Source organism: Pseudorhizobium endolithicum (assembly GCF_902153245.2).
Taxonomy (GTDB): Bacteria; Pseudomonadota; Alphaproteobacteria; order Rhizobiales; family Rhizobiaceae; genus Neorhizobium; species Neorhizobium endolithicum.
This window is the reverse complement of the sequence record NZ_CABFWF030000010.1, coordinates 188,625-203,962: the sequence shown is the minus strand read 5'-3', so window position 1 is coordinate 203,962 and position 15,338 is coordinate 188,625. Positions and strand designations below refer to the sequence as shown.

At 63.6% G+C, this 15,338-nt stretch carries 11 protein-coding genes and 3 tRNA genes; 12 read left to right on the top strand and 2 right to left on the bottom strand.

What is annotated here, in order from left to right:
* The first annotated feature begins 11 nt into the window (after positions 1-11).
* Together lon and hupB are read left to right on the top strand one after the other, a co-directional pair.
* Positions 12-2,432: an endopeptidase La gene (lon, locus tag RTCK_RS06770; RefSeq protein ID WP_142592244.1), complete on the top strand. Its 2,421-nt coding sequence runs from the start codon at positions 12-14 to the stop codon at positions 2,430-2,432.
* A gap of 198 nt (positions 2,433-2,630) precedes the next feature.
* Positions 2,631-2,909: a DNA-binding protein HupB gene (gene hupB, locus RTCK_RS06765; RefSeq protein ID WP_142521050.1), complete on the top strand. Its 279-nt coding sequence runs from the start codon at positions 2,631-2,633 to the stop codon at positions 2,907-2,909.
* Between the two features lie 194 nt (positions 2,910-3,103).
* Here the strand turns inward: hupB and RTCK_RS06760 are convergent, their stop codons facing one another.
* The gene (locus RTCK_RS06760; protein WP_185927937.1) at positions 3,104-4,192 is read right to left on the bottom strand and encodes an acyltransferase family protein; all 1,089 of its coding nucleotides are present in this window, start codon (positions 4,190-4,192) and stop codon (positions 3,104-3,106) included.
* A gap of 230 nt (positions 4,193-4,422) precedes the next feature.
* Here RTCK_RS06760 and RTCK_RS06755 point away from each other — a divergent pair, with 230 nt between their 5' ends.
* The 3 genes from RTCK_RS06755 to RTCK_RS06745 all read left to right on the top strand — a co-directional run bounded on the left by RTCK_RS06755 (position 4,423) and on the right by RTCK_RS06745 (position 10,442).
* Positions 4,423-5,652, top strand: a complete 1,230-nt coding sequence (locus RTCK_RS06755) for a metallophosphoesterase family protein (RefSeq protein WP_142592242.1) — start codon at positions 4,423-4,425, stop codon at positions 5,650-5,652.
* Entirely contained in the window at positions 5,652-9,095 is a 3,444-nt protein-coding gene (locus RTCK_RS06750) for an ATP-binding protein (protein WP_142592241.1), read from the top strand. The genes RTCK_RS06755 and RTCK_RS06750 overlap by 1 nt, the downstream gene beginning before the upstream one ends.
* 147 nt (positions 9,096-9,242) lie before the next feature.
* Positions 9,243-10,442: a ceramide glucosyltransferase gene (locus tag RTCK_RS06745; protein WP_142592240.1), complete on the top strand. Its 1,200-nt coding sequence runs from the start codon at positions 9,243-9,245 to the stop codon at positions 10,440-10,442.
* On the opposite strand, the gene RTCK_RS06740 is transcribed toward RTCK_RS06745, so the two are convergent.
* A tRNA-Val gene (locus RTCK_RS06740) sits at positions 10,430-10,505 on the bottom strand. The two genes, RTCK_RS06745 and RTCK_RS06740, sit on opposite strands and share 13 nt — an antisense overlap.
* A 258-nt stretch (positions 10,506-10,763) precedes the next feature.
* Here RTCK_RS06740 and RTCK_RS06735 point away from each other — a divergent pair.
* The 7 genes from RTCK_RS06735 (at position 10,764) to nuoE (ending at position 15,260) form a co-directional block, all read left to right on the top strand.
* Positions 10,764-10,840: transfer RNA gene (locus RTCK_RS06735), tRNA-Asp, on the top strand.
* Positions 10,841-10,901: 61 nt separating this feature from the next.
* Positions 10,902-10,978 (top strand) — tRNA-Asp (locus RTCK_RS06730).
* Positions 10,979-11,425: 447 nt separating this feature from the next.
* Positions 11,426-11,791 (top strand): NADH-quinone oxidoreductase subunit A, encoded by a 366-nt coding sequence (locus RTCK_RS06725; protein WP_052637905.1) that lies wholly within the window; start codon positions 11,426-11,428, stop codon positions 11,789-11,791.
* Complete coding sequence (locus RTCK_RS06720; protein ID WP_142592239.1) at positions 11,782-12,363, top strand: NuoB/complex I 20 kDa subunit family protein; 582 nt, start codon at positions 11,782-11,784, stop codon at positions 12,361-12,363. The genes RTCK_RS06725 and RTCK_RS06720 overlap by 10 nt, the downstream gene beginning before the upstream one ends.
* A gap of 16 nt (positions 12,364-12,379) precedes the next feature.
* Positions 12,380-12,982 (top strand): NADH-quinone oxidoreductase subunit C, encoded by a 603-nt coding sequence (locus tag RTCK_RS06715; protein WP_142592238.1) that lies wholly within the window; start codon positions 12,380-12,382, stop codon positions 12,980-12,982.
* Positions 12,983-13,057: 75 nt separating this feature from the next.
* Complete coding sequence (locus RTCK_RS06710; RefSeq protein ID WP_142521043.1) at positions 13,058-14,248, top strand: NADH-quinone oxidoreductase subunit D; 1,191 nt, start codon at positions 13,058-13,060, stop codon at positions 14,246-14,248.
* 73 nt (positions 14,249-14,321) lie between these two features.
* A complete protein-coding gene (gene nuoE, locus RTCK_RS06705) occupies positions 14,322-15,260 on the top strand; it encodes an NADH-quinone oxidoreductase subunit NuoE (RefSeq protein ID WP_142592237.1) in 939 nt (312 codons plus the stop codon).
* The last annotated feature ends 78 nt before the right edge of the window (positions 15,261-15,338 follow it).

The window sequence follows — 15,338 nt, the reverse complement described above, 5'->3', positions numbered from 1 at the left end:
AAGGAAGAAGAATGACGAATTCTACGTCTGTGGCACCCGGTGGCGATACCTTCCCGGTTCTGCCCCTGCGCGACATTGTGGTCTTCCCCCACATGATCGTGCCCCTGTTCGTCGGACGGGAAAAATCCATTCGCGCACTGGAAGAGGTTATGGGATCGGACAAGCAGATCATGCTCGTCACCCAGATCAATGCAGGCGACGACGATCCCGAGCCTTCGGCGATCTATAAGGTGGGCACCGTTGCTAATGTTCTGCAACTGCTGAAGCTGCCGGACGGCACCGTGAAGGTGCTGGTCGAGGGCAGGGCGCGCGCCAAGATCGGCAGCTATACCGACCGTGAGGAATTCTACGAAGCCAAGGCTTCCATCCTCAGCGAACCGGAAGAGGATCCGGTCGAGGTCGAAGCGCTGTCCCGCTCGGTGGTCTCTGAGTTCGAGAACTACGTCAAGCTGAACAAGAAGATCTCCCCGGAAGTGGTTGGCGCCGCAAGCCAGATCGAGGATTATTCGAAGCTGGCCGATACGGTCGCGTCGCACCTCTCGATCAAGATCACCGAAAAGCAGGAGATGCTCGAGACCGTCAGCGTCAAGGGCCGCCTGGAGAAGGCGCTCGGCTTCATGGAAGGCGAGATTTCGGTCCTGCAGGTCGAGAAGCGCATCCGCTCGCGCGTCAAGCGCCAGATGGAGAAGACCCAGCGCGAGTATTACCTCAACGAACAGATGAAGGCGATCCAGAAGGAGCTCGGCGACGGCGAGGAAGGCCGGGACGAGATGGCGGAACTGGAGGAGCGCATCTCCAAGACGAAGCTCTCCAAGGAGGCCCGCGAAAAGGCGGAAGCCGAGATGAAGAAGCTTCGCCAGATGAGCCCGATGTCGGCGGAGGCCACCGTCGTGCGCAACTACCTGGATTGGCTGCTGTCGATCCCGTGGAGCAAGAAGTCGAAGATCAAGACCGACCTCAACAACGCCGAGAAGATCCTCGAGCAGGATCACTTCGGTCTGGAGAAGGTGAAGGAGCGGATCGTCGAGTATCTGGCGGTGCAGGCGCGCGCTACCAAGATCAAGGGGCCGATCCTGTGCCTCGTCGGACCTCCGGGCGTCGGCAAGACTTCGCTCGCCCAGTCGATCGCCAAGGCCACCGGCCGCGAATACGTGCGCATGGCGCTCGGCGGCGTCCGTGACGAGGCCGAAATCCGCGGCCACCGCCGCACCTATATCGGCTCGATGCCCGGCAAGGTCATCCAGTCGATGAAGAAGGCGAAGAAGTCAAACCCGCTCTTCCTGCTCGACGAGATCGACAAGCTCGGCCAGGATTACCGCGGCGATCCGTCCTCGGCCCTACTCGAAGTGCTGGACCCGGCACAGAACTCGACCTTCATGGATCACTACCTGGAAGTCGAATACGACCTGTCCGACGTGATGTTCATCACCACGGCGAATACGCTGAACATCCCGGCCCCGCTGATGGACCGCATGGAGATCATCCGCATCGCCGGCTATACCGAAGAGGAAAAGCTGGAGATCGCCAAGCGTCACCTGCTGCCCAAGGCGATCAAGGAGCATGCGCTGCAGCCGAACGAGTTTTCGGTGAGCGACGACGCGCTGATGGCTGTGATCCAGCAGTACACCCGGGAAGCGGGCGTCCGGAACTTCGAACGCGAACTGATGAAGCTCGCCCGCAAGGCGGTGACCGAGATCATCAAGGGCAAGACGAAGTCGGTCGAAGTCACGGCTGCCAACATCCACGACTATCTGGGCGTGCCCCGGTTCCGCCACGGCGAGGCCGAGCGCGAGGATCAGGTCGGTGTCGTCACCGGTCTCGCCTGGACGGAAGTCGGTGGCGAACTGCTTACGATCGAAGGCGTGATGATGCCGGGCAAGGGCCGCATGACGGTGACCGGCAACCTGCGCGACGTGATGAAGGAGTCCATTTCCGCGGCGGCGTCCTACGTCCGTAGCAGGGCGGTCGACTTCGGCATCGAGCCGCCCCGCTTCGACAAGTCGGACATCCACGTCCACGTGCCGGAAGGGGCGACCCCGAAGGACGGTCCATCGGCCGGTGTCGCGATGGCAACCGCCATTGTCTCCATCATGACGGGCATTCCGGTGGACAAGAACGTCGCCATGACGGGTGAGATCACCCTGCGCGGCCGGGTTCTGCCGATCGGCGGCCTGAAGGAGAAGCTGCTCGCGGCGCTTCGCGGCGGCATCAAGAAGGTTCTGATCCCGGAAGAAAACGCCAAGGACCTGGCGGACATTCCGGACAACGTGAAGAACAACATGGAGATCGTGCCGGTTTCGCGCATGGGCGAAGTCATCGAGCATGCGCTGATCCGCAAGCCCGAGCCGATCGAATGGGACGGCTCCATCGAGACGCCCGTGATCGCCACGGTCGAAGGCGTTGACGATGCCGGAACCACCATCGCCCACTGAGGGCGATGCGGGACATATGCCAATATGGCACGATCTGAAAAAAAAGCCGGCCTGACGCCGGCTTTTTTGGTGAAAATGAAGCTCTACCCCTTGTTTTTCAGGCTGTAGCGAGGCTTCTGGCTTGCGAAGGCCTGATGGGGATTTAATGTCGGGCCGGATAACTTGAGTCGTTTCAAAACCATTTGAAAGGGTGGAAACATGAATAAGACCGAACTCGTTACCGCTGTTGCCGAAAAGGCTGGCCTCTCCAAGGCTGACGCAGCCTCGGCAGTCGATGCTGTATTCGACACTGTTCAGGCCGAACTGAAGAACGGCGGCGACATCCGTCTGGCCGGTTTCGGCAGCTTCTCCGTTTCTCGTCGCGAAGCCTCCAAGGGCCGCAACCCGTCGACCGGCGCGGAAGTCGACATTCCGGCCCGCAACGTGCCGAAGTTCTCGGCCGGCAAGGGCCTGAAGGACGCCGTCAACAGCAAGTAAGCTGTTGCGCCAACGAATGGTTTTCGAGGCCCGGCTTGCCGGGCCTCTTGTCGTTTGGGGAAGGCCTGCTCCGGAGGTTCCGAGACTCTCCGCCTGTCATTGAGACTCATCCGGCCTGGAAATGGAAAGGCCGGCGTATGTGCCCCGCCTTCTATTTGTGCGGTTGGAGCGATCCAGATGCCGCCATGGCTAGGTCACCCCGCATGGGTGGACCGGATTTCGCCGGTGGGGAGATAGATTTCCCTCCGGGAATCCTTGCGGCGTATGAAAGAGAGCACGGGTTTTTCCACCAGAAGATGGGCTAGGCACCCCCCGATGATGGCTGCTGCCAGTACCACGACATAGACCGCTGCAGGGGGCAGGGGAACGAAGCGCATCGCGACCATCGCCACCTTGCAAGCCACGCCAAGGAATGCCAGATGCGTCAGGTAGATCGAATAGGACGCGTCACCCAAGAGTTTCAGGATCGCGATCGGCCGAAGGTTTCGCTCGCGCTCGAAACTCGCCAAGCCGGCAACGATGAGCCCGAAGCATGCGGCGTAGCCCAGCGGGTGTAGGCGATAGACGATGCCGTGGGTTTCCAGAATGTACCAGCCAGCCAAAACCAGCACGCCAGCGACAATCGCGGGCACTGCAAGGCGCGAGCCGCACCTCTTCGACGCATAGAAGGCGGCGATCCCGATAGCGAAGTCCAGGTTGAAGGCGGAGAAATAGGTGCTGAAGGCCGTGCGATGTCCTTCTTCGCTATAGCTGCCGGCAATGAGGATGGTGACCATCCAGAGGGCCAGCAGCGGCCAGCCGATCCTGCGGCTCATGATAAGCAGGCCGAACAGGGCATAGAATGTCACCTCGTGCATCAGGCTCCATGCCGGCGTGATGGGCAGCTCGAAACTGTCGAAGCGGACCAGAAGCAGCGTGCTCAACCAGTCGGTAACAGCCTGTGGAAACGACGTCGCCGATCCGAAGTTGAGTGCCAGCAGGATGCACATTGCAGATACGTATACCCAGTAGACGGGGTAGAGGCGGGTAAATCTCTTCGCAAAATAGGATTTCAGCCGCTCCGGCCGTCCAATATCCCGCTCATGCGCATAGAAGATGATGAAGCCGGACAGAACGAAGAAGAAATCCACTCCGAGATTGCCGCGCCACGTAAGGTCATAGAACACGGGCACGCCCAAGTAACGGGGATCGCCCAGAAGCAGCGAAAGATGGAAGGCTGCGACGGCGAGAGCCGCGAGGCCCCGCCCGTATTGCAGCAGAAGGAGTGGCTTTCTGTCAGACATCATCGTCATTTCCTGCCTCGGGAGGCCACAGAATAACCCCTCGGCCACCCAAGACGAAGAAACGTCGCGAAAGATCTGTCATGATGCTTAACAGACCCAAGTATCGTCCTGACAGGAGAACACAGCTCGAAAGCGGCTTTCCGTTGATCTCTCCACAGACAGTGCTTCCGCCATGCCTGCCCTTTGCTTAAAACACCTGCTCAGGTGACATAAAGCAGGCAAGCGATTCGATGTCCTCGTTCTCCTTCATCCATTCCGCCGACCTTCATCTCGGAAGCCCTTTCCAGGGGCTGGCGATGAAGGATGCCGACGTTGCGGAAGTCTTCATGGAGGCCAGCCGCCGGGCCTTCACGGCTCTCGTCGACCAGGCGATCGAGCGGAAGGTGGATTTCTTCCTCGTCGCCGGCGACGTCTATGACGGCGACTGGAAGGACAACAAGATCGGCCTGTTCTTCAACCGCGAGGTGGCGCGGCTGGAGCGGGCGGAGATTCCGGTTTTCCTGCTGAAGGGCAACCACGACGCCGAAAGCGTGATCACCCGGACGATCACACTGCCGAAGAACGTGCGCGAGTTCCCGGTCAACAGGCCCGGCACGTTCAAGCTCGATCACCTCAAGGTCGCGCTGCACGGGCAGGGCTTTGCGGAACGCTCCGCGGTGGAGAACCTGGCGCTGTCCTATCCACCGCCCCAGCCCGGCTGGTTCAACATCGGCGTGTTGCACACCTCGCTCACCGGCCGTGAGCCCCATGCGCCCTATGCGCCGTGTTCGGTGGAGGATCTGCGTTCGCGCGGTTACGACTATTGGGCGCTCGGGCATGTCCATGACTATGAAGTGGTGGCGGAAAACCCGCTGGTGATCTTTCCCGGCAACCTGCAGGGACGTTCGATCCGCGAGCAGGGCGCCAAGGGCGCGGTGCTCGTTGCCGTGGAGGACGGCCACATCAGCCATGAGCGCATCATCACCGACAGCGCCCGCTTCGCCCAGATTTCCGTGGTGGTTGAGCGTGAGGACGATCTGCCGGCCATCCTGAGGCGGATCGAGGCGGCGCTGGAGAGCGTGGCGGAGGTGATGGAAGGCCGGCCGCTGGCGCTGCGCATCCGCCTGACAGGAGAGAGCCGTTGGCGCCGCGAACTGCTTGCCCGCGCCCAGGATTTCCGGGACGAGGCGCAGGCTGCCTGCCACCGTTGCCACGAGGATATCTGGCTCGAAAAGGTCGAGGTGCGGGTGGAGGCATCTGGAGCGGCCGCCGCCGGAGGCCAGCTTGGTCTCGATGGCCTCCTGTCGCTGGACAGCTTTCCGCCGGGGCTCATGGAGGAGGCGGAGGTGAAGGTTGCGGAAATCGCGGCACGGCTGCCGGGCGGCCTCGGCGCGCAGGAGCTGGCACTCGGAGACGATGCCGAGACGCTGCTTGCCGAAGCACGCGAACTGCTGCTGGCCCGCGCGGGAGGCAGCCGCTAGTGCGCTTCGAACGTCTCGACATCCTGCGCTATGGCGCGCTCACCGACCGCTGCCTCGCTTTTCGCCCCGATGCGAACCTGCACGTCATCTACGGGCCCAACGAGGCGGGAAAATCCTCCGCGCTGTCGGCGATCTCCGACCTTTTGTTCGGCTTTCCCGATCGCACGCCGTATGGATTTCAGAGTGACGCGGCAACGCTTCGAATCGGAGCGAGCATCGCATCACGAAGCGGCGCACGCGTGGAATTCCGCAGGCGCAAAGGCCGCAAGAGCACGCTTCTTGCCGCGACTGACGCGGAGGAGGCGCTGCCGGACGACGCGCTGACGCCTTTCCTCGGCACCCTTAGCCGCGATGTCTTCGAACGCGCGTTCGGGCTGAATTCGCTGTCGTTGCGGGCCGGCGGCGAAAGCATGCTGAAAAGCGGCGGCGAGATCGGCAGCCTGCTCTTCTCCGCCGCCTCCGGATTGACCGGTCTGATGGATCTTCGCAAGGAACTGGAGGGGGAGGCCGATTCCATCTACGCGCCGCGCCGCTCCAAGGACCGGCTGTTCTACCAGGTGCTCGACGCTCACGAGGAGGCGCGCCGGGCCGAACGGGAGAGCGAACTGAAGTCCGGCGACTGGAAGAAGCTGCAGTCGGAACAGGCGGAGGTCGCCGGTGAACTGGAGCAGGTCTCCGCGGAGCGTCAGGAGGTGAAGCGGGCGCTGGAGCGGCTACGGCGCCTGCAGCGGCTCGACCCGATCATCCGCGAGATCGACCGGGAGCAGAACCAGCTTGGCGCCTATGTCGCATTGGCAGGCCTGTCTGCCGATTTCGAGGCTCGCCTCGCCTCGCTCCAGGAACGGCTGCGCGAGAACGGCGAGGCGCGCAGGCGCGTCGATTCGGAGCTAGCGCGCCTGCGCGACGAGATCGCCTCGGTTCATGTCGATGAGCCGTTGCTTGCCGCCTCTGCTGCGATCATGGCCGCCCTTGCGGACAAGGGCGTCTATCAGAAGGCGCGGGAGGACATTGCCCGCGTCCGCGGCGAGGTGGAGGACTTCGACCAGCGGCTGGCGCAGGCGGCACGTCGCCTCGGTATCTCCGCCTCGGCCGATCTGGAGACGCTCCAGCCGCCGGATGCCGAACTCGCGCGTCTGCGCGCGCTGGTGGAGGAGGGCGCGACCCTTGACCGGCGCCTGCAGGATGTGCGCCAGCGGCTGGAGGAGCAGCACGAGGCACTGCGGCGGCTGCGCGGCGAGGCCGATTCCCGGCGTGTTGTCGATCCGAAGCCCTGGGCGGAGCAACTGGCGGCGCTGCAGCCCGACCTTGCCGACCTCCAGCGCGCCGAGACGCTGCAGGTCAGGCTGGCACGCGCGCAAGCCGATCTCGCCGCTGCCGTCTCTCGCCTCGATCCGCCGGTGGCCGATCTTCGCCGCCTGGCGGCAGCGCCGCTGCCCGAGCTTGCGGAACTCTCCAGCCATCGGCGGTTGATCGAGGAGGCGCGGGCCGAGGCCAGGAACGCTGCCCTGAGAGCCGCGGACGTGGAAGAGCAGGCAGCGGCGGTCGACCGGCAGCTCGCGGCGCTGGAAGGCGCCGGCCGCATCGTCTCGCGTGACGATCTGCTGGCAAGCCGCCGCGACCGCGATGCCGTGCTCGACGGTCTGCGCCGGACGCCCGACCCCGCCGGTTTCGACCGCCTGGCCTCGGCAATCGGCCATGCGGACCGGATGGCCGATTCAGCGCTTGCCGACGCCGAGCGGGTAACGCGTCATGCGGAACTGACGCTGCGGCGGAACGAACTGCAGCGCGCCGTGGACGAGGCCGGACGGATGGCGCGGGAGGCGGAGATTGCTCTCTCCGACGCCGTGACCGACTATGAGGACGGCTTCCGGGCTTCTGGCATCCGTCCAACCGCTCCCGAGCGGATGATCGAATGGCGGCGGGCGGTGGCGGAACTGTTCCGTCAGTTGCGGGAGATAGATGGACTTCAAGACGAGTTCGACGCCCTGCGGCTGAAGGAAGAGGCGATACGGCCGGCGCTGCTTTCGCTCGCCGATGCCGTCGGGCTTGCGGCCGTCGCACTTCCGACGGTGGCGATCGGCCGGGGGCTGGGGCGGCGGCTGGCCGAAATTGCGCAGGACTGGATGGACAGCCGCTCCGGCGAGACCAAGCGTGCCATGGCGGAGGAGGCGATAGCCGAGCTTGAGGAGCGTGAGCAGGCGTTGCTCGGGGAAGTCACGCGGTGGCGCTCGCCCTTTTCCGCGGCGGCCGCGGCAGTCGGGCTGCCCGAGGATGCCGATCCGGCCATGGCTCTCGCTGCGCTCGAGGCATGGCGCACGGTGCCGGGCATTCTGTCGGAACGTCAGAACCGCCAGCGCCGCGTGCGCGGCATGACGCGTGACATGGAGGCGTTCGAGGAGGCGGTGGGCAGGCTCGTCGGCGTCGTGGCGGCGGATCTGGCGGGCGTTCCGGCAGATGTCGCAGCCGGCCTGCTGCACGAGCGGATGCTGGCCGCGGCCGCGGAGAGCAACCGTCGCCAATCGCTGGCCGGCCAGCTCAAGCGCGCCGAGGTTTCACTGGCCCGGCTGATCGCCGAGGACAATGAGCTTGCTGGCGAGGCGGAGGAGATGGCTGCGCATCTCTCGGTGCAGCCCGGCGACCTGCCGCAGGTCGTGGAGGATCTCCGCGAGCGGCATCGGCTGGAGACCGGCTTGCGGCAATGCCGCGAGCGGTTCGCCGAGCAGGCCGAGGGTGCTTCGGAAGACGAGATTCGTACCGAGCTTGTCGGTTTTGACAAGGTGGCGGCGGGCCTCGAGATCGAACGGCTCGTGGCCGAGGAGGACCGACTGATCGAGCGGATGAACGCGCTCGGCATTGCCAAGGCCGACAGCGAGCGCCGCCGCCGCGAACTGGAAGCCGGTATCGGCGCTGAACGGGCCGTCTTCCGCAAGCTCGCGGCCGAAGCGGAAGCCAAGGACCTGGCGCGCCGCTGGGTGGTGCTGAAGCTTGCCGCCAGCCTGCTCTCCTCCTCCATGGAAGCCTATCGCGAACGGCAGGCGGATCCGGTGATGAAGCGGGCAGGGGAGCTCTTCTCCGGTCTTACCGGCGGCAGGTTTGCGCGCCTCCTGCAGCTCTACGACGAGCGCGACGAACTGCAGCTTGCCGTGGAGCGCCGGACGGGCGAGCAGGTGCCGCTGTCGGGATTGAGCGAAGGCACCGGCGACCAGCTTTACCTGGCGCTGCGCCTCGCCTTCCTGGAGGACTACTGCCGACGCAACGAACCGGCGCCGCTCGTTCTCGACGACATCTTCCAGACCTTCGACGACGAGCGCACCGCCACCGGCCTGCGCACGCTGGCAACCGCCGGTGAGATGCACCAAACCCTGCTCTTCACCCACCACACGAGCGTGGTGGACGCGGCCAAACGGGAGCTTGGCGATAGAGTGGATGTAGTTCAGCTTTAAGGCGGCATCCTCGTCGTTCGTTCCTGGTAAAGCCTCTCGGACCGGTCCTGTCATCCGCCTGCAACATGCCGGTAATGATGTCGCATTCCTGTACGGTGATTCCTGCGGGGCGTTCCCGCAGGCGCCGGTGCCGACGGAGTGTGTTTCATGATCGTCGTCCTTGCCGCTGCCGCGGCAGCTCTCATTGCCCTAAACTGGATCAGCATTCTCATCGCCGCCTGGCGCCTCGCTCCGAGAGGTGCCCCGGCCCCGCTGCTGGCGGAGCGGCCTCCGGTGACCATCGTCGTGCCCCTGTGTGGTATCGAACCGTTTGCCGGCGAAACGCTGGCTCGTGCCTTTGCGCTGGACTGGCCGGAATACGAGCTCGTCTTCTGCATCGCCAGCCCCGGGGATCCGGCTGTTCCGCTCGTCCGCAGGGCGATCGCCGATCATCCGGAAAGGCGCGCGCGGCTGGTCACTGGTGACGAACGGGTCAGCGCCAATCCGAAGCTCAACAACTGCGTGAAGGGCTGGCGGGCCGCCCGCCATGAGTGGGTGGTGCTGGCCGATCCCAACGTGCTGATGCCGCCGGACTACGTGCAGCACCTCGTCGCGGGGTGGCGTAAGGACAGCGGGCTGGTCTGCTCGACGCCGCTCGGTTCGCGTCCGGACGGGTTCTGGGCCGAGGTCGAATGCGCCTTCCTCAATACCCATCAGGCGCGCTGGCAGTATACGGGCGAGGCGCTCGGCTTCGGCTTCGCCCAGGGCAAGAGCATGTTGTGGCACAAGCCGATGCTCGACGCTGCCGGCGGCATCGAGGTGCTGGGGGAGGAGATCGCGGAGGATGCGGCGGCCACCAAGCTGTTCAACCGGCTGGGAAGGAAGGTGCACCTGGTCGCGGGACCTTTCGAACAGCCGCTCGGGCGGCGGAGACTGCAGGAAATCTGGGCGCGGCAGGGCCGTTGGGCGCGGTTGAGGCGCGTCACCTTCCCGGCCTTCTTCACACCCGAAGTGCTGCTTGGCTCTCTGCCGCCGCTGCTTTTCGGCCTGCCGGCCGCCGCCGCGGCAGGGTTCAGCCTCCCCGCCATCGCTTTCGCCATCGCTGCGGCGATTTACCTGCCTGAACTGGGACTGGCGGCAGCCAAGCGCTGGCCTCTCTCCGCCCGGTCTCTTCCCGCAATGCTGGTGCGCGACCTCATGCTTCCGGCGGTCTGGCTGCGCGGCTGGATCGGCGGCGCCGTCCACTGGCGCGGCAACGCCATGACCATCGGCACGGAAGCTCAGAGCTTGAGCGGCTTCCAGTCGCTTGAGCGAATGCGGCAGGCGTATCCGGTATGTTCGGAGCAATTTGGGAATGGTGGGCGATGAGAGACTCGAACTCCCGACATCCTCGGTGTAAACGAGGCGCTCTACCAACTGAGCTAATCGCCCTTTCGCGTCGCGGAGCATGTCCGCCGCGTCGGTGGCCGTGATCTATGCGGATCGCGGTCAAACCGCAAGAGCCTTTTGTGGAAATTTCGAAATTTTTGGTCTCTGAACACGGGGAGGGGGCCGTGGCCGGGGAAAGGCGGGCGGCTTCATCCTTTTGTCTTGAAACTCGCTTGACACCCGTTCGCGAACCTCTTAGTTAGCCGCTCAACCGAGGCGGTCGAGGCTGCTCCGGCGAGGGTCTTGGCCCTTACGAAATGCGCGGGTGTAGCTCAGTTGGTTAGAGTGCCGGCCTGTCACGCCGGAGGTCGCGGGTTCGAGCCCCGTCACTCGCGCCATTCGTATCCTCGAACTCTTCCGATATTCCCCGGGATGTCGGATCGCCGCAAGGCATCATGCGCGGGTGTAGCTCAGTCGGTTAGAGTGCCGGCCTGTCACGCCGGAGGTCGCGGGTTCGAGCCCCGTCACTCGCGCCACTTCTCTTTCCCTCTGCTTTTGCTGTTTAAGCCGTTGAGGCACTAAGCGGTTTAGTCTCTCCTAAAATATTTGCTTTCCGCCCTTGCGGCACATGTCCGATGACTTAAGTAGGGGGTACGATCCGTCGCGGCTGAGGATCGGTCATTCACTGGCTTCCGCCAACAATCCACCCGTTCCGGCTCGCCGGTACGAACCGTGTTTTGCTGAGATGTTTCCGTTTCTTCGTCCGGTTTTCGCCGTGCTGGCGGTGGCCTTTGCTGTTCGTCAAGAACGTCAAGCCGGCCAACGCGCGCCTGTGCCATTTCGATACGGAATCGCGAGTCTAAATGTCTTGCGCCAAAGCGTGGGCTGGGGTAGTCACGGGCCGATTGCAATGCACGTTCGCTTTGCCCGCGCATTGCTGATCGAGCGCCGCCTGGCGCTCCCGGCAAGCAGGATCGATTATTATGAGTGAACTCCTCAGTTCCTACCTTCCGATCGCGATCTTTATCGGAATCTCCCTGGTGATTGGGCTGGCGCTGCTGATTGCCCCCTTCGCCGTCGCCTACAAGGCGCCCGACTCAGAAAAGCTTTCAGCCTATGAATGCGGCTTCAATGCGTTCGACGATGCGCGCATGAAATTCGATATCCGATTCTATCTCGTGTCGATCCTGTTCATCATCTTCGACCTGGAAGTAGCCTTCCTCTTCCCGTGGGCGGTGTCCTTCGGTGAGATCGGCTGGTTCGGCTTCTGGTCCATGATGGTGTTCCTCGCCGTGCTCACGATCGGCTTTATCTATGAATGGAAGAAAGGAGCGCTGGAATGGGAGTAGTCGACAACGGCAACACCCTCGTCGCGCCGCAGCCCAAGGGCATCATCGATCCGAACACCGGCAAGCCGATCGGCAGCGATGACCGTTTCTTCGGAGAGATCAACAATGAGCTCGCCGACAAGGGCTTTCTCGTCACCTCGACCGACGAGCTGATTACCTGGGCCCGCACGGGCTCGCTCATGTGGATGACCTTCGGTCTCGCCTGCTGTGCGGTCGAGATGATGCAGATGTCCATGCCGCGTTACGACGCCGAGCGCTTCGGCTTTGCGCCGCGCGCCTCGCCGCGCCAGTCGGATGTGATGATCGTCGCCGGCACGCTGACCAACAAGATGGCGCCTGCGCTCCGCAAGGTCTACGACCAGATGCCGGAGCCGCGTTACGTCATCTCCATGGGCTCCTGCGCCAATGGCGGCGGCTATTACCATTACTCGTATTCGGTGGTGCGCGGCTGCGACCGCGTCGTGCCGGTCGACATCTACGTGCCGGGCTGTCCCCCCACGGCAGAGGCGCTGCTTTACGGCGTGCTTCTGCTGCAGAAGAAGATCCGCCGCACCGGAACGATCGAGCGCTGAGGGCAAGGACGGTATCATGAGCGAAGCCCTGAGAGAGCTTTCATCCTACATTGCAGAGGTGCATCCCCAGTTCGTCGTCGATTCCAGGATCGAGTTCGGTGAACTGACGCTGGTGACGGAACCGGAAAACATCGTCGGCCTGTTGACCTTCCTGCGTGACGACGTGCAGTGCGGCTTCGTCAACCTGATCGACATCTGTGGCGTCGACTGGCCGCAGCGCGAGAAGCGTTTCGACGTCGTCTACCACATGCTGTCGCCGCGCCAGAACCTGCGCGTCCGCGTCACCGTCATGGTGGCGGAAGACGAGCCGGTGCCTTCGGCCTGCGCCGTCTATCCGGGCGCGGACTGGTTCGAGCGGGAGGCCTGGGATATGTACGGCATCCTGTTCACCGGCCACCCCGACCTGCGCCGCATCCTGACGGACTACGGTTTCGAAGGCCACCCGCTGCGCAAGGACTTCCCGACGACCGGCTTCGTCGAGGTTCGCTACGACGACTCGGCAAAGCGTGTCGTGTACGAGCCGGTCGAACTGCGCCAGGAATTCCGGAGCTTCGATTTCTTGTCTCCCTGGGAGGGCACCGACTACGTGCTGCCGGGGGACGAGAAGGCGAAGGCTTGAGGAACCGGCGTCTCGGCGCCGGCCGCTTTTCATTCCGCCCGCTGCGGCTTGGCCGCTCGGCATGGAGCTGACAGAATGAACGAACACAACGTCCGCAACTTCAACATCAACTTCGGACCGCAGCATCCGGCGGCGCACGGTGTGCTTCGGCTGGTGCTGGAGCTTGACGGCGAAATCGTCGAACGCGTCGATCCGCATATCGGACTGCTGCACCGCGGCACCGAGAAGCTGATCGAGGCGAAGACCTATCTTCAGGCGCTGCCCTATTTCGACCGCCTCGACTATGTGGCGCCGATGGTGCAGGAGCATGCCTACTGTCTGGCGGTCGAGAAGCTGCTCGGGATCGAGATCCCGATCCGCGGCCAGCTCATCCGCGTGCTCTATTCGGAAATCAGCCGCATCCTGTCGCACCTTCTGAACGTCACGACGCAGGCGATGGACGTCGGTGCGTTGACGCCACCACTCTGGGGCTTCGAGGAGCGCGAGAAGCTGATGGTGTTTTATGAGCGCGCCTCCGGCTCGCGCATGCACGCCGCCTATTTCCGTCCCGGTGGCGTCCATCAGGACCTTCCGCCGGAACTGGTCGAGGACATCGGCGCCTGGTGTGATCCGTTCCTCGGTACGCTGGACGACATCGACGACCTGTTGACCGGCAACCGCATCTTCAAGCAGCGCAACGTCGATATCGGCGTCGTGAAGCTGGAGGACTGCTGGGCTTGGGGCTTCTCGGGCGTCATGGTCCGCGGGTCCGGCGCTGCCTGGGACCTGCGCAAGTCGCAGCCGTATGAATGCTATGCCGACATGGACTTCGACATCCCGATCGGCAAGAACGGCGACTGCTTCGACCGCTACCTGATCCGCATGATCGAGATGCGTGAGTCCGTGAAGATCATGAAGCAGTGCGTCAACCGCCTGCTGGGTGATGCGCGGGTCGGGCCGGTCTCCTCGCTGGACGGCAAGGTCGTACCGCCGAAGCGGGGCGAGATGAAGCGTTCGATGGAAGCGCTGATCCACCACTTCAAGCTCTACACGGAAGGCTATCACGTGCCGGCCGGCGAAGTATATGCGGCCGTCGAGGCGCCGAAGGGTGAGTTTGGCGTCTATCTCGTCTCAGATGGTACCAACAAGCCGTACCGCCTGAAGATCCGCGCGCCCGGCTTTGCGCACCTGCAGGCCATGGACTTCATGTGCCGGGGTCACCAGCTCGCGGACGTGTCGGCGATCCTCGGTTCGCTCGACATCGTGTTCGGCGAGGTCGACCGCTGATGGCCTTCGCAACCGCAATCCCGGCCGCCGGTTCTCGGCAGCCTGCTTCAAAGACTGATAAGGCGTAAGAAGAATGTCTGTTCGTCGACTAGCCGAAGACAATGTGCAACCTGCCACGTTCGCCTTCAACGATGAAAACGCCGCCTGGGCTGAGGCGACTATCCGCAAGTATCCGGAAGGCCGCCAGCAGTCGGCGGTAATCCCGCTGCTCATGCGGGCCCAGGAGCAGGACGGCTGGGTGACGAAGGCTGCCCTTGAATATGTGGCCCAGAAACTCGGCATGGCCTATATCCGCGTGCTGGAGGTAGCGACCTTCTATACCCAGTTCCAACTGAAGCCGGTCGGTACGCGGGCGCATGTGCAGGTCTGCGGCACGACACCGTGCATGCTGCGCGGCGCCGAGGAACTGATCAAGGTCTGCAAGTCAAAGATCCATGCCAATCCTCTCGAACTCAACGAGGACGGCACGCTGTCCTGGGAAGAGGTCGAATGTCAGGGTGCCTGCGTCAATGCGCCGATGGTGATGATCTTCAAGGACGCCTACGAGGACCTGACGCCGACGCAACTCGAGCACATCATTGATCGCTTTCACGCCGGCAAGCCTCACGAGATCACGCCCGGTCCGCAGATCGATCGTCAGTTCTCCGCTCCCGTCGGCGGTCCGGTGACGCTGAACGAGGATGTCAAGCCCGCGCAAAAGGACCCCGAGCCGAAATCCGCGGCCGAAGAAGCGGCATCCGTGCCGCCGGCGAATGCGGGCCGGGCAGTCGATACGGCGGAAGAGGCCGATCCCTCGATCAAGACGCCGCTGACGGACAAGGAAGGCGCAAAGAGGCGCGTGAAGACGGCGCAGGAGCAGCCCTTGTCGGCAACGGCATCGACGCCGAAGCCGGACAAGAAGAGCGCCGGCAGCGCCGTCGAAGGTGCGCCTCCCGAGCCCGGTTCGGTTTCCGGTGATGCGAAGCCGAAGCGGACGCGGAAGAAGACGACGCCGGAAGGCGACGCTTCGTAAGGAATGCGAATTCTTGTGCGGCCTTTGCTTTGGGCCGCATGATGCATATCAACGGCCGGCAAGCGATGCCGGCGGACC

Excerpts from the sequence above, each read along its gene's own strand:
- RTCK_RS06710 (WP_142521043.1), top strand. The coding sequence starts at position 13,058 with ATGAACGAACACAACGTCCGCAACTTCAACATCAACTTCGGACCGCAG.
- RTCK_RS06715 (WP_142592238.1), top strand. The coding sequence starts at position 12,380 with ATGAGCGAAGCCCTGAGAGAGCTTTCATCCTACATTGCAGAGGTGCAT.
- hupB (WP_142521050.1), top strand. The coding sequence starts at position 2,631 with ATGAATAAGACCGAACTCGTTACCGCTGTTGCCGAAAAGGCTGGCCTC.
- nuoE (WP_142592237.1), top strand. The coding sequence starts at position 14,322 with ATGTCTGTTCGTCGACTAGCCGAAGACAATGTGCAACCTGCCACGTTC.
- RTCK_RS06720 (WP_142592239.1), top strand. The coding sequence starts at position 11,782 with ATGGGAGTAGTCGACAACGGCAACACCCTCGTCGCGCCGCAGCCCAAG.
- RTCK_RS06745 (WP_142592240.1), top strand. The coding sequence starts at position 9,243 with ATGATCGTCGTCCTTGCCGCTGCCGCGGCAGCTCTCATTGCCCTAAAC.
- RTCK_RS06725 (WP_052637905.1), top strand. The coding sequence starts at position 11,426 with ATGAGTGAACTCCTCAGTTCCTACCTTCCGATCGCGATCTTTATCGGA.
- RTCK_RS06755 (WP_142592242.1), top strand. The coding sequence starts at position 4,423 with ATGTCCTCGTTCTCCTTCATCCATTCCGCCGACCTTCATCTCGGAAGC.
- lon (WP_142592244.1), top strand. The coding sequence starts at position 12 with ATGACGAATTCTACGTCTGTGGCACCCGGTGGCGATACCTTCCCGGTT.
- RTCK_RS06760 (WP_185927937.1), bottom strand. The coding sequence starts at position 4,192 with ATGTCTGACAGAAAGCCACTCCTTCTGCTGCAATACGGGCGGGGCCTC.